This window comes from Amycolatopsis sp. AA4 (assembly GCF_002796545.1).
Taxonomy (GTDB): domain Bacteria; phylum Actinomycetota; class Actinomycetes; order Mycobacteriales; family Pseudonocardiaceae; genus Amycolatopsis.
In genome coordinates, this window is record NZ_CP024894.1 from 1,319,458 (window position 1) to 1,332,135 (window position 12,678).

General features: G+C 70.1%; 14 protein-coding genes. 6 read left to right on the forward strand and 8 right to left on the reverse strand.

From position 1 onward, the window contains the following. Positions 1 to 92: 92 nt before the first annotated feature. Positions 93 to 557 carry a methylmalonyl-CoA epimerase gene (gene mce, locus CU254_RS06345; RefSeq protein WP_009073871.1) on the reverse strand — a complete coding sequence of 155 codons (465 nt, stop codon included), beginning with the start codon at positions 555 to 557 and terminating at the stop codon, positions 93 to 95. Positions 558 to 697: 140 nt separating this feature from the next. Here mce and CU254_RS06350 point away from each other — a divergent pair, with 140 nt between their 5' ends. Together CU254_RS06350 and meaB are read left to right on the forward strand one after the other, a co-directional pair. Then, a complete protein-coding gene (locus tag CU254_RS06350) occupies positions 698 to 1,885 on the forward strand; it encodes an acetyl-CoA C-acetyltransferase (protein ID WP_009073872.1) in 1,188 nt (395 codons plus the stop codon). Between the two features lies 1 nt (position 1,886). Continuing rightward, a complete protein-coding gene (gene meaB / locus CU254_RS06355) occupies positions 1,887 to 2,849 on the forward strand; it encodes a methylmalonyl Co-A mutase-associated GTPase MeaB (protein WP_009073874.1) in 963 nt (320 codons plus the stop codon). Here meaB and CU254_RS06360 read toward each other — a convergent pair. Continuing rightward, positions 2,846 to 3,811, reverse strand: a complete 966-nt coding sequence (locus tag CU254_RS06360) for a serine protease (protein WP_009073876.1) — start codon at positions 3,809 to 3,811, stop codon at positions 2,846 to 2,848. The genes meaB and CU254_RS06360 overlap by 4 nt on opposite strands. 117 nt (positions 3,812 to 3,928) lie before the next feature. On the opposite strand from CU254_RS06360, the gene CU254_RS06365 reads away from it, so the two are divergent. The 4 genes from CU254_RS06365 to CU254_RS06380 all read left to right on the forward strand — a co-directional run bounded on the left by CU254_RS06365 (position 3,929) and on the right by CU254_RS06380 (position 6,473). Continuing rightward, on the forward strand, positions 3,929 to 4,669 hold the full coding sequence (locus CU254_RS06365; RefSeq protein WP_037712742.1) for a peptidylprolyl isomerase: 741 nt from the start codon (positions 3,929 to 3,931) through the stop codon (positions 4,667 to 4,669). Positions 4,670 to 4,689: 20 nt separating this feature from the next. Beyond that, positions 4,690 to 5,211, forward strand: a complete 522-nt coding sequence (locus CU254_RS06370; protein WP_009073880.1) for a DUF6886 family protein — start codon at positions 4,690 to 4,692, stop codon at positions 5,209 to 5,211. A 66-nt stretch (positions 5,212 to 5,277) separates the two neighbouring features. Beyond that, positions 5,278 to 5,736, forward strand: a complete 459-nt coding sequence (locus CU254_RS06375; protein WP_009073882.1) for a carboxymuconolactone decarboxylase family protein — start codon at positions 5,278 to 5,280, stop codon at positions 5,734 to 5,736. Next, the gene (locus CU254_RS06380; protein WP_009073884.1) at positions 5,733 to 6,473 is read left to right on the forward strand and encodes an isocitrate lyase/phosphoenolpyruvate mutase family protein; all 741 of its coding nucleotides are present in this window, start codon (positions 5,733 to 5,735) and stop codon (positions 6,471 to 6,473) included. The genes CU254_RS06375 and CU254_RS06380 overlap by 4 nt, the downstream gene beginning before the upstream one ends. Before the next feature lie 57 nt (positions 6,474 to 6,530). Here CU254_RS06380 and CU254_RS06385 read toward each other — a convergent pair whose 3' ends face one another. From CU254_RS06385 to CU254_RS06410, 6 genes are all read right to left on the reverse strand, one after another. Continuing rightward, a complete protein-coding gene (locus CU254_RS06385; RefSeq protein ID WP_009073887.1) occupies positions 6,531 to 8,162 on the reverse strand; it encodes a cation acetate symporter in 1,632 nt (543 codons plus the stop codon). Next, positions 8,159 to 8,509, reverse strand: a complete 351-nt coding sequence (locus CU254_RS06390) for a DUF485 domain-containing protein (protein WP_037712746.1) — start codon at positions 8,507 to 8,509, stop codon at positions 8,159 to 8,161. Before CU254_RS06390 ends, CU254_RS06385 begins: the two co-directional genes overlap by 4 nt. Before the next feature lie 72 nt (positions 8,510 to 8,581). Continuing rightward, positions 8,582 to 10,294, reverse strand: a complete 1,713-nt coding sequence (locus CU254_RS06395) for a cation acetate symporter (protein WP_009073890.1) — start codon at positions 10,292 to 10,294, stop codon at positions 8,582 to 8,584. 122 nt (positions 10,295 to 10,416) lie between these two features. Beyond that, on the reverse strand, positions 10,417 to 10,767 hold the full coding sequence (locus CU254_RS06400; RefSeq protein ID WP_009073891.1) for a membrane protein: 351 nt from the start codon (positions 10,765 to 10,767) through the stop codon (positions 10,417 to 10,419). A 67-nt stretch (positions 10,768 to 10,834) separates the two neighbouring features. Continuing rightward, positions 10,835 to 11,590, reverse strand: coding sequence for a LytTR family DNA-binding domain-containing protein (locus CU254_RS06405; RefSeq protein ID WP_009073893.1), 756 nt, complete (start codon positions 11,588 to 11,590; stop codon positions 10,835 to 10,837). Then, positions 11,587 to 12,636 carry a sensor histidine kinase gene (locus CU254_RS06410; RefSeq protein ID WP_037712748.1) on the reverse strand — a complete coding sequence of 350 codons (1,050 nt, stop codon included), beginning with the start codon at positions 12,634 to 12,636 and terminating at the stop codon, positions 11,587 to 11,589. The genes CU254_RS06405 and CU254_RS06410 overlap by 4 nt, the downstream gene beginning before the upstream one ends. Positions 12,637 to 12,678: the final 42 nt, after the last annotated feature.

The following is a 12,678-nucleotide window of genomic DNA, read 5'->3' on the forward strand; positions in this document are numbered from 1 at the left end:
AGTCCTACGACTCGCAGACGTCCGTGAAGGGCTCCTTGAGGGAATCAGACTCCCTCAAGGAGCCCTTCACGGACCTCGGCGGTGTTGGGCGGTCAGTGTGCGGAGGCGGCGGGCTCCACCAGCTCGACCAGCACCCCGCCCGCGTCCTTCGGGTGCACGAAGTTGACCCGGCTGTTCGAGGTCCCGCGCTTGGCCGCGTCGTACAGCAGCCGCAGCCCCTTCTCCCGCAACGCCGCCGCGGCAGCGTCCACATCGGACACTCGCAGTGCGAGCTGCTGCAGGCCCGGCCCGTTGCGGCCGATGAACTTGGCGATCGTCGAATCGTCTCGGGACGGGGCGAGCAGCTGGATCATCGTTTCGGTGCCCGCGGTACCCGGGGCGCGCAGCATCGCCTCGCGCACGCCCTGCTCGTCGTTCACCTCCTCGTGCGCGACCTCCAGGCCGAAGTGGTCGCGGTGGAAGGCGATGGCCGCGTCGAGGTCGGGCACGGCGATGCCGACGTGGTCGATCGCGGTCACGAACGGCTTGAGCACGGATGCGCTGGGCTCGGTGTCCATACCGGGGAGGATAAGCCCCGGCGGGCCTCGCGGAACCCCGCGTGCGCCCCCTCACACTGGCTCCATCAAGACGCGCCGCGAAGCCCGCGCAGGCCGTATCGTGGGAACACTGCCAGTGCACCGATGCTTTGGAGGACGTCGTGTCCGGTTCCGTGATCCTGGGCGCTGCCCGTACCCCGATCGGGCGACTGCTCGGCTCGTTGAAGGACTTCTCGGGAGCCCAGCTGGGCGGGATCGCGATCAAGGCCGCGCTCGAACGCGCCGGCGTCTCCCCGGACCAGGTCCAGTACACGATCATGGGCCAGGTGCTCACCGCCGGCGCGGGCCAGATCCCGGCGCGCCAGGCCGCGGTCGCCGCGGGCATCCCGATGGACGTCCCGGCGCTGACCATCAACAAGGTCTGCCTGTCCGGCCTCGACGCGATCGCGCTCGCCGACCAGCTGATCCGAGCGGGCGAGTTCGACCTCGTCGTCGCGGGCGGCCAGGAGTCGATGACGCAGGCCCCGCACCTGCTGCCGAAGTCCCGCTCCGGCTTCAAGTACGGCGACACCACGCTAGTCGACCACATGGCCTACGACGGCCTGTTCTGCGCGTTCGACCAGGTCGCGATGGGCTCGTCGACGGAGAAGTACAACAGCCGCTACGGCGTGACCCGCGAGCAGCAGGACGCGTTCTCCGCGCGTTCGCACCAGCGCGCCGCCGCGGCGATCGAGGCCGGGTTCTTCCGCGAGGAGATCGCGCCGGTGTCGATTCCGCAGCGCAAGGGCGACCCGGTCGTGTTCTCCACCGACGAGGGCGTGCGGGCCGACACCACCGGCGAAAGCCTCGCGAAGCTGCGTCCGGCGTTCGCCTCGGACGGCACCATCACCGCCGGTTCGGCGTCGCAGATCTCCGACGGCGCGGCCGCGGTGATCGTGGCCAGCCCGGAGAAGGCGGCTGAACTGGGCATCACGCCGCTGGCCGAGATCGGCGCGCACGGCGTCGTCGCCGGTCCGGACGCGAGCCTGCACGAGCAGCCGTCGAACGCGATCCGCGCCGCGCTGAAGAAGGCGAAGCTGGACGTGTCGGATCTGGACCTGGTGGAGATCAACGAGGCGTTCGCCGCGGTCGGCCTGGTGTCGAGCGAGAAGCTCGGGCTGGACGAGTCGAAGGTGAACGTCAACGGCGGCGCGATCGCGCTCGGCCACCCGATCGGCGCTTCCGGCGCGCGGCTGGCCGTGCACCTGGTGCACGAACTGCGCCGGCGCGGCGGCGGTCTCGGCGCGGCCGCGCTGTGCGGTGGCGGCGGCCAGGGCGACGCGCTGCTGATCCGCGTTCCGTCGGCGTAAGTTGGCCGGCCCGGACCTCGACGAGCTGGTCGGCCGCGCGCGGGAAGGACAACCGCGCGCGGTCGCCCGGCTCATTTCTCTTGTTGAGGACTCTTCGCCGCACGTGGCGGACATCGCCCGCGCTTTGACGCCCTACACCGGGCGCGCTCGCGTCGTCGGGCTCACCGGCCCGCCCGGGGTCGGCAAGTCGACCTCGACGTCCGCGCTGCTCACCGCCTTGCGCGGCGAGGGTTTGCGGGTCGGGGTGCTGGCGATCGACCCGTCGTCGCCGTTCTCCGGCGGCGCCTTGCTCGGCGACCGGATCCGGATGACCGAGCACGCCACCGATCCCGGCGTGTTCATCCGCTCGATGGCCACACGAGGACATCTCGGCGGCCTTTCGTGGGCGACCCCGCAGGCGGTTCGGGTGCTGGACGCCGCCGGGTTCGACGTGGTGCTGATCGAGACTGTCGGGGTTGGACAGTCCGAAGTGGACGTCGTGAAGCTGGCGGACACCACGGTGGTGCTGCTGGCCCCGGGAATGGGCGACGGCATCCAGGCGGCGAAAGCCGGGGTGCTGGAGATCGCGGACGTGTTCGTGGTCAACAAAGCCGACCGCGACGGGGCGGACGCGACGGTGCACGACCTGAAGCAGATGATCGCCCTGGCCCGCCGCGAACTGCGCGGGCCGAGCTGGCGACAGCCGATCGTCCGCACGGTGGCGGCGAAGGGCGAGGGCGTCGACGAGGTGGTGTCGGCGTTGCGCTCGCACCACGAATGGCTTGTGGCCCACGGGGAATTGGACCGCCGCCGCGCCGCGCGCGCCCGGGAGGAGGTCGCCGCGATCGCGTTGCGGAGGCTGCACGCGGAACTGGCGGACCTCCGGCACGGCGACCGGTTGGGCGAGGTGGCGGCGCGAGTGGTGGCCCGGGAACTGGACCCGTTCGCGGCGGCGGACGAGCTGATCGCGGAGCTGAAGGGCTAACGCTGCGCGGTTTCGTAGAGCGGCTTGGTCACCTTGCTGCTGAACTGCGGGCCCACCAAGTACCGAGTGCAGCCGTCGTCGTGCGAGCACGGTTTCCCGTCTGCGGCAAAGAATCCCGCATGGGTGTTGTCCCCGACGACAGTGCCTGAACCAGTTGCCGGGTTGAAGTCCCGCAGTCGCGGACCGCCGCTCGAACCGCCGCCCATGACGCACGCCGTGCCCCACAGATCGGGAGAGTCCGGATATGTCGGCGTGCCGGTCCACTGCCGTGCGGTGCCAGTGCAATACGCCAGCCTCGCCCCGGTGTACTCCGGCAGTCCCTGGCGTGCTGGATCGGACGCCGCCCGCGGGTAGCCGAACTGGGTCACCTTCGCCGCGCCGGGCCGGTCGAAGCCGATCTGCTGCGCGCCGACCGCGTCCTGCACCAGCTGGCCGGATTCGTTCGGGCCGAGGACCGCGAAGGCTTGGTCGTAGGTGTCGAATTTCTGCGCGTTCTGCTGATCGTTCGCGAGCCAGGTGCGGTCGACGACCCCGATCCGGGCGGCGAACTTCCCGTACGGCGCTTGGCCGTCGCGGTAGCCGGGGACGAACATGACGTGCGTGTTCCAGGCGTTGTGCTCGCCGAGGAGATCGGTGTTGTTGACGCAATGCCCGGCCGTGACGATCGTGCTGCGGTTCTTGCTGCGGACGACGGTCGCCGTGCAGCTCGCGTCCTCGCCGTGGTCGGTGTAGAAGAGCCGCCCGACCGTCTTCGGCAGCGGGTCCGGCCACGGCGCGCCGTCGGGCCCGCTCTTCGGCGGGTTCTGCGACGCCGGTTCGGTCAGCGCGGCCAGGCGTTGCGGGGTCCAGTAGGCGAACACCGCCTGCTGTTCGGCGGCGGAGGAAGCGAGCGGCTGCTGCACCGGACCGGCGGGAACGGCCACCAGCCCGGCGACCAGTCCGGCGAGGAGGGAAGTGATCATGAAACCGCACCGTAGGACGCGGGTGTCAGGAACCGGTCAGGATGCGACTTTCGCCGGAAGCGCGGGCAGTTCCCCGTCCCTATACTGCGATCCTCCGTGCACTGGGAGGGGACCGGAATGAAAAGACTGCTCGTGTCCGTGCTGACCGCGTTGTCGCTGGTCGCGGTGGCCGCCCCGGCTTCGGCGGCGGAGGCGGGGCCGCCGAAGGTCACCTCGGGGCCGTGTCGGTACACGGAAACTCCGGACGATCCCGCGGTGCGCCCGGTTTCGTTGCCGCGGGACCCGAAGCACACGCCGGACCACGGCAGCGTCGACGTCGCCGTGTTCTCCAACCAGGGCTTGCTCCCGCTGCGTCTCAACCGCGCGCAGGCCCCGTGCACCGTGCAGAGCTTCCTGCACTTGTCCGCCCACGGCTTCTACAACCAGACGACCTGCCACCGGCTCACGGCGTACCCGACGCTGAAGGTCCTGCAGTGCGGCGACCCGTCCGGCACCGGCGAGGGCGGTCCGGGCTACAAGTTCCGCGACGAACTCCCGACGACCCTCCCGCCCGCCCCGTCCGACCCGACGGGCAAGCGCCGCACGTACGCGCGCGGCCTGCTGGCGATGGCGAACGCCGGACCGGACACGAACGGCTCGCAGTTCTTCGTGGTGTACGGGGATTCCAGCCTGCTGCCGAACTACACGGTCTTCGGCACGGTCGGCGAGCCCGGACTGCGCACGCTGGACCGCGTCGCGGCGGGCGGCATCCAGCCGGACGCGGACACCCCGCCGGGGAAGACTCCGGTGGACGGCAAGCCGGTGCGGAAGACGGATCTGGAGCTGGTTTTGCCGCTGTGCCTGTTCTGCGGTCGCTGACCGAGCAGTAGAACGGACGGATGCGACCCGAACCTGGCCAGGTACTGCATTTTTCCGAGGATCCGGGGATCACGCGGTTCGTGCCCCATGTCGCGGCGACCGCGCGGCAGCCGCAGCCGTACGTCTGGGCGGTCGACGCCGACCGCTGTCCGGACTACTGGTTCCCGCGGCAGTGCCCGCGCGCCATGGCGTGGGCCACGCCGCGGACCACGGAGGACGACCGGGAACGGATCCTCGGCGGCGACGATCGGGTCCACGCCGTCGAATACCGCTGGCTGGACGCGCTCCGGACGGCGAAATTGTTCGCCTACCGGCTTCCCTCCACCAGTTTCCGTCCGTTCGGCGAGCACGCCTGCGTCGCCACCGAGCCGGTCGTGCCGCTCGGGCCCGCCGAACCGGTCGGCGATCTCCTGCGCCTGCACGAGGAGGCGGGGATTCAGCTGCGGGTGCTTCCGAACCTCTGGCCGTTCTGGGACGCGGTGACCGCGAGCACGGCGGGGTTCAGCGGGATCCGGCTCCGCAACGCGCGGCCACGGGCCTGACTGGCCCACGGCACCCACTCCGAACTGGACCACCCGGCTAGGCCACTCGCGATTAGCGTAAGCGGCATGACGAAGCGAATCGCGCTCGCCACGGGCGGGTTGTATCAAGCGATGTCCCACCTGCAGGGCGAGGTGAAGAAGGCCAGCGCGAACGCGGGGCTCGACAAGAAGCTCATCGAACTGGTCAAGGTCCGCGCGTCGCAGATCAACGGATGCGCCTACTGCCTCGACATGCACGCGGCGCTGGCCGTCGAGGCCGGGGAATCGCCGCGGCGGCTTTACGTGCTCGAAGGCTGGCGCGAGACCGAACTGTTCACCGAGCAGGAACGCGCCGCGCTCGCCTACACCGAGGCGATGACCCTGATCTCGGACCACCGGGACGTCCCCGAAGACGTCTACGCCGAGGCGGTCCGTGTGTTCACCGAGGACCAGTACCGCGCGCTGGCGTGGTGCGTCGTCGCCATCAACACCTGGAACCGGCTCATGGTCGCGAGTCACGCCGAGTTGCCGGAGCGTGCGGCGTGAGTGCCGAGGAGTTGCGGGCGCTGCACGTCCCGGGGAAGCCGTTGATTCTGCCGAACGCTTGGGACGCGGATACCGCCAAGGCGGTGGAAGCGGCGGGATTCCCGGTGGTGGCAACGAGTTCCGCGGCGGTCGCGGCGGCGCTCGGGCACGCCGACCACGAGGGCGCGTCGGCGGACGAGATGCTCGCGGCGGCCAAGCGGATCGTGGACGCCGTGTCGGTGCCGGTGACGGTGGACGCCGAGGCTGGATACGGCCTGGCCCCGGCAGAACTTGCCGCCCGGCTGCAAGAGATCGGTGCAGTTGGCTGCAATATCGAGGACACCGACCACGGGAAGGGCGGTCAGCGACCGGCAGCGGAGCAGGCGGAGTGGCTCGCCGGGTTGCGCCGGGCGGCCGGCGACGGGCTCGTGGTCAACGCGCGCGTGGATTCGTTCCTCGGGGCACCGGACGAGCAGGCGGTGCTCGACGACGCCGTCGCGCGCGGGCGGGCGTATCTCGAAGCCGGGGCCGACTGTGTGTACCCGATTCTCGTGCGTTCGTCGGAGGTGCTGGCCGAGTTCGTCCGTCGGGTGGGCGGTCCGGTCAACGCTTCGGCGCTTCCCGGCGGTCCGGGACTGGCCGGGCTAGCCGAACTGGGGGTAGCCCGGATTTCGCTCGGTGCGGGATTGTGGCGGTATCTGCGCGGCGTGCTGGAGGGCACGCTGGGCGAGATCGCACAGGGGAAGCTGCCGTATTGAAAAACCGCTGGGTGCCGCGGCAAAAGCGGCACCCAGCGGTTTCCTTAAGGGCGAAACTCAGTGCTGCACGGCCTTTTCCGCGCCCGCACCGGTCAGCGCCCGTACTTCCATTTCGGCGAACTTCGCCGGGTCGTGTTCCTTCGACAGGATCGTGCCCAGCCAGCCCAGGATGAACGCGATCGGGATCGACACCAGACCCGGGTTGTCGAGCGGGAACCAGTGGAAGTCGACGCCCTGCAGCATCGACGCGCTCTTGCCCGTCTTCGGGTCGACCGGCTTCCCGGAAACGGCGGGCGAGAACACGATGAGCACGATCGTCACGATCAGCCCGCCGTAAATGCTCCACAGCGCGCCCTGGGTGTTGAACCGTTTCCAGAACAGCGAGTACAGAATCGTCGGCAGGTTCGCCGAAGCCGCCACCGCGAAGGCCAGCGCCACCAGGAACGCGACGTTCTGCCCGTTCGCGAGAATGCCGCCGAGAATCGCGACGATGCCGATCACCACGGCGGTGATCCGCGCGACGCGCACCTCCGAACCGGTGTTGGCCTTGCCCTTCTTCAGCACGTTCGCGTAGACGTCGTGCGCGAACGAGGCGGACGCGGTGATCGTCAGACCCGCGACCACGGCGAGGATCGTGGCGAACGCGATCGCCGAGATCAGCCCCAGCAGCACCGGGCCGCCGAGGTTCAGCGCCAGCAACGGGGCCGCGGAGTTCACGCCGCCGGGCGCCTTCTTGATCGCGTCCGGACCGACCAGCGCGCCCGCGCCGTAGCCGAGCACCAGCGTGAACAGGTAGAACACGCCGATCAGCACGATCGCCCACACGACCGAACGACGCGCCTCGCGCGCGGTCGGCACGGTGTAGAAGCGCATCAGCACGTGCGGCAGGCCCGCGGTGCCCAGCACCAGCGCGATGCCAAGCGAGAAGAAGTCCAGCTTCGTCGTGCCGTCCTTGCCGTACTGCTTGCCCGGCCCGAGCAGCGCCTCGCCGGCCTTGCCCGCCTTGTCGACCGCGCCCTGCAGCAGCGAGGAGAAGTTGAAGCCGTACTTGCCGAGCACCCACAGCGTCATCGCCAGCGCGCCGACGATCAGCAGCGCCGCCTTGATGATCTGGACCCAGGTGGTGCCCTTCATGCCGCCGATGAGGACGTAGGCGATCATGATCACGCCGACCACCGCGATCACCAGCGACTGCGCGGCCTTGCCCTCGATGCCCAGCAGCAGCGCGACGAGGCCGCCCGCGCCGGCCATCTGCGCCAGCAGGTAGAAGAACGACACCACGAGCGTCGAAATCGCCGCCGCCGCGCGCACCGGACGCTGCTTCATCCGGAACGCGAGCACGTCGCCCATGGTGAACTTGCCGGTGTTGCGCAGCAGTTCCGCCACCAGCAGCAGCGCGACCAGCCACGCCACCAGGAAGCCGATCGAGTACAGGAACCCGTCGTAGCCGTACACCGCGATGGCGCCGGCGATGCCGAGGAACGACGCCGCCGACAGGTAGTCGCCGGAGATCGCGATGCCGTTCTGCGGACCGGTGAACGCGCGGCCGGCCGCGTAGTAGTCGGACGCGGTCTTCGTGTTGCGGCTGGCGCGGAACACGATCACCAGGGTGATGACCACGAACAGCGCGAAGATCGTGATGTTGAGCGCCGGGTTGCTGCCCTCGACGCTCGCGGCGAGAGTCTTCACGCGCCCTCCTTCGCGGGGTTCTCGATGTCGTCCTTGATCCGCTCGGCCAGCGGGTCGAGGTTCTTGTTGGCGTAGCGCACGTACAGCCACGTGATCAGGAACGTGGACACGAACTGCAGCAGCCCGAAGAGGAGGCCGACAGTGAAGTTGCCGACGATCTTCGTGCTCATGAAGCCGTGCGCGTAGTCGGCGAGCAGGACGTAGAGCAGGTACCAGGCGAGGAACAGTCCGGCCATCGGGAACACGAACCGGCGGAGCCGGCCGCGGAGTTGGCGGAACTCGGCGCTGTCGTGCACCTGCTCCCAGGTCGGGTCCGGCGGCGCGCCGGACGGGTCGCCTGCGCTCATGGGAACTCCCTTGTGCGACGCTGCGGATGTGGTCCGCGACACAGTAGGGAGGACGCCGGGCGGACGGAACCGTCAGCGGCTCAAACGCCTCGCCGCACGACGAACGGTTGACGAACGGTCCCCGGAAGCGGACGAAGGGCGTTCGTCGAGATGCAACCGCACCATCGCGGCCCCGGCCCAGGACGGTGGGCGCCCGCGCAGTGACACCGTGATCATCACGCCGAACGCGAGCGGTACCGACCAGGGTGCCGGTTGCGAGACCAAGATCGCCACCCAGCCGTGCGTCGCGGGTCCGGCCAGCGCGAACAGGATCGACCCGGACGAGGCGGCCAGCCCGGTGAGCACCCCGGCGATCGCGCCCGCCGCGGTGAGCCGCTGCCACCAGATGCCGAGCACGAGCAGCGGGCAGAACGTCGACGCGGCGACGGTGAACCCCCACGTCACCAGCACCCCGGCGTCGAGCCGCGCGGACGGCAGCGCGAGCAGCACCATCGCGATCGCGGCGAACACGACGGTCACCCGCAGCCGGCGCAGGCCGCCGGGCATCAGGTCGTAGGCGAGCGCGCCGGACATCACCAGCAGCAACCCCAGCGACGTCGCCAGGAACGCGGCGAACGCGCCCGCGGTCAGCAAAGCGGTGAACAACTGCCCGGCCCAGCCGTGGTCGACCTGCGCGGGAAGCGCGACGACCACGGTGTCGGTGTTGCCGGACAAATACAGCTGCGGCACGAGAACCCGGCCGAGGACGCCGTAGATGCCGGGGAAAAGGTAGAAGACTCCGAGCAGCGCCACGGTAATCGCGGCGGTGCGGCGCGCGGCGCGGCCGTCCGGGCTGGTGTGGAAGCGCATCAGGACGTGCGGCAGGCCCATCGTGCCGAGGACGGTCGCGATGAGCACCGCCCAGGTGCCGAGCAGCGGGTAGCCCTTGTCGATTTCCAGCAGCGGACGCTGCCAGTCCGGCCCGCCGAGCGCGACCTCTCCGCTGACGCCGGGAACCTGTGCCCCGGCGGCGAAGATGAGCTGTTCTCCCTTGTGCACCACCAGCTCTCCGGGTGGCAGCGTGCCGCGACCCTCGATCGCGGTGGGTTCGCGGAAGGTGAGGGTGACGTCGTGGTCGAACTGCACTGGGGTGGCGTGCGAGAAGCGGGTGAACTCGACCGGAGTGAGGCTCGCGTCGCGGGTTTCCGCGCCGATCTGGAGCACCAGCCACAGTGCGGGGACGAGGAACAGCAGGAGTTTCAGGAAGAACTGGAACGCCTGGACGTACGTCGCGGCGCGCATCCCGCCGAGCGCGAGCGTGACGCTGACCGCGGTGCCCGCGATGACCACGCCGACCCAGTACGGGGTCCCGCCGACCGCGGTGAGCACCAGCCCGGCGGTACGGAATTGCGGGACTACGTAGATGGTCCCGATCACCAGCACGACCACCGCGGCGAGGCGGCGCAGCGCGGGGGAGGCGAGCCGCGCTTCGGCGAAGTCGGGGACGGTGAGCGCGCCGGATCTGCGCATCGGCGCGGCGACGAGCACCAGCATCGCGACGTATCCCGCGGTGAAGCCGACCGGGTACCAGAGCGCGCCGACGCCGTCCTTCACCATCAGCCCGGCCACGCCCAGGAACGACGCCGCGGAGAGGTATTCGCCGGACACCGCGGCGGAGTTGACGAAGGGCGAGATGCGCCGGGAGGCCACCAGGAAGTCGGACGTCGTGCGCATGGCGGCGACCCCGCGCACGCCGATGAGCAGCGTGACGAGGACGACCGGGGCTACCGCGAGCGCGATGTCCATCTATCCGCCCACGCTCGGCCGACCCGCCCCAATGCCACATTGGGTGCGTGGGATGCAGCGAATGTGGCGTTGGGTGCGTGGGATGCACCCAATGCCACATTGGGGCGCTGCGGGCACTCGGGTCACCGCTCGTCCTCGATCTTCTCCGCGCGGCGCAGCTGCCACCACGAGAGCCCGGCCAGCACCGGGTACGGCAGGACCGCGATCAGCAGCCAGGACAGCGGAATTCCCCACAGCCGCACGCTGTCGAGCGACGGGGCGAGCGAGAACAGCACCGGCAAACCCAGCACGAGCACGAACATCGCCACCAGCGCGGGGATCCCGCGGCGACGCTGGATCCGGTACAGCACCGCCGCGCGTTCCGCTTCCGGCGCGCGCAGGCGTGGCATCCGCCAGCGTCCGCGTTCGAGCCGCCGCGACCGGGCGAGCCTCGTCTGCGGACTGGTGACGGCGACGCGTTTGGTGCGGCTCATCGGACGGCCCGCGCAACCCTCGTGAGTGCTGGCGCCGGTTCTAACCGGCACCGCCACTCACGAGCCCTCACCGGGCACTCCCGAGCTGTCCACGCTGCGCCGCCTCCAGCAGCCGGTCCCTGAGGTCGCGCGCATGCCGTCGGCTCACCGGCACATCACCGGCCTCGGTGTGCGCCAGCAACCCGCCCGTCGTGTCGCTGCGAAGTTCCAGCACCGCACTCACCGCGAGAAGGAATCCGCGGTGCACGCGGGTAAAACCGGTGCCTTCCCAATATTCTTCGAGCCGCGAGATCGGCATTCGTACCGGATGCACGCCGTTTCGCGTGTGCAGCCGGACGTAATCGCCGTTGGCTTCGGCGAACAGCACGTCGTCGCGGCGGACGTACCGCGTGCGGCCGCCGGAATCGACCGGCAGCGCGGCCATCGCGTCCGGCGTGGACCGCCGGACACCGCTCGGCACCAGCCGGGTCACCTTCGCCAGCGCGGCGGCAAGCCGTTCCGTGCGCACCGGTTTGAGCAGGTAATCCACCGCGCCGATGCCGTACGCGGTCACCGCGTGCCCGTCGTGCGCGGTGACGAACACGATCACCGGCGGTTCGGACAGTTTCGCCAGCAGCGAGGCGAGTTCCAGCCCGTCCAAACCGGGCATGGAGATGTCGAGGAAGACCGCGTCGAAACGGTCTGCCTGCAACAGTTTCAGCGCCTTCAACGCATCGCTCGCGCCGACGACCTCGCCGACTTCCGGGGCTTCCCGCAGCATCCGGCACAGCTCGTCCAAGGCCGGCGCGAGATCGTCGACCGCCAGCACCCGCAACCCGCTCACGGCAGCACCCCCGGCTGGAACCGCGGCACGCGCAGCACGACCCGGGTGCCTTCGCCCACCGCGGTTTCCACGGTCAGGCCGTACCAGGCCCCGTACACGGTGCGCAATCGTCTGTCCACATTGGCCAGTCCGAGCCCGGTGCCGTCGCCGCTGCCGGCGAGGATGGCCGCGGCGCGCTCGGGCTCCATGCCGACCCCGTCGTCCTCGACGCTGATCACGCAGTCGTTCCCTTCCGCCTGTCCGTGCACCTGGACGAGCCCGGTGCCCGACCGCGGCTCGATGCCGTGCCGGATCGCGTTCTCCACGAGGGGTTCGAGTACCAGGTACGGCACCGCCACCGCAAGCACTTCCGGAGCGACCCGCACCTGCACCTTGAGTCTTTCGCCCAGCACCGCGCGCTGCAGCGCGAGATACGTTTCCACCGCGCGGAACTCCTCGGCGACGACGGTGTACTCGCCGTGCCTCGACAGGCTGTAGCGGGTGTAGTCGGCGAAATCGAGCATCAGGTCGCGGGCGCGGTCCGGTTCCGACCGGACGAACGAGGCGATCACGGTGAGCGCGTTGTAGACGAAATGCGGCGACATCTCCGCGCGCAACGCTCGGAGTTCGGCTTGCGCGGCCTGGTCCGCCGACGCTTCGAGCCGACCTCGCTCCAGAGACTGCACGACCAGGTCCGCGGCTTGCCGGGTCACCGCGCTGGAAACCTCGCCGACCAGCAGCAACGCGCCGGCCAGCTCGTCGTGGACGTGCAGCGGAACCGCGGTCACGCCCCGCACGGTGATCGGCTCTTCCCGATGCAGCACGTCGTCCAGGATCTGGGAGACCGCGTCGTCGGCGCCGGGGCGGCCAGACCACAGCAAGGTGCCGGACAGGTCGGAGAGCCCCAGCCCGGCCACGTCGAACAACCGGCGCAGGCCGTGGGCGGCGCGTCGGGCGCGGACTCCGGAAAGGCCGTCTTTCAGGTCGTCGGAGACTTTACGCGCCGCGCCGAGCACGCCGACAGCGTCCGGGCGGGAGCGCCACGGCAGCCGGGCACTCTCGGTCATCGACGACCCCTCCCTCAGACTCCTGGGGGAGTAGATACTAGC

Coding starts and splice junctions, on each gene's coding strand:
- mce (WP_009073871.1), bottom strand. CDS start 557: ATGGACACCGAGCCCAGCGCATCCGTGCTCAAGCCGTTCGTGACCGCG.
- CU254_RS06360 (WP_009073876.1), bottom strand. CDS start 3,811: ATGATCACTTCCCTCCTCGCCGGACTGGTCGCCGGGCTGGTGGCCGTT.
- CU254_RS06365 (WP_037712742.1), top strand. CDS start 3,929: ATGAAAAGACTGCTCGTGTCCGTGCTGACCGCGTTGTCGCTGGTCGCG.
- CU254_RS06370 (WP_009073880.1), top strand. CDS start 4,690: ATGCGACCCGAACCTGGCCAGGTACTGCATTTTTCCGAGGATCCGGGG.
- CU254_RS06375 (WP_009073882.1), top strand. CDS start 5,278: ATGACGAAGCGAATCGCGCTCGCCACGGGCGGGTTGTATCAAGCGATG.
- CU254_RS06390 (WP_037712746.1), bottom strand. CDS start 8,509: ATGAGCGCAGGCGACCCGTCCGGCGCGCCGCCGGACCCGACCTGGGAG.
- CU254_RS06395 (WP_009073890.1), bottom strand. CDS start 10,294: ATGGACATCGCGCTCGCGGTAGCCCCGGTCGTCCTCGTCACGCTGCTC.
- CU254_RS06400 (WP_009073891.1), bottom strand. CDS start 10,767: ATGAGCCGCACCAAACGCGTCGCCGTCACCAGTCCGCAGACGAGGCTC.
- CU254_RS06410 (WP_037712748.1), bottom strand. CDS start 12,636: ATGACCGAGAGTGCCCGGCTGCCGTGGCGCTCCCGCCCGGACGCTGTC.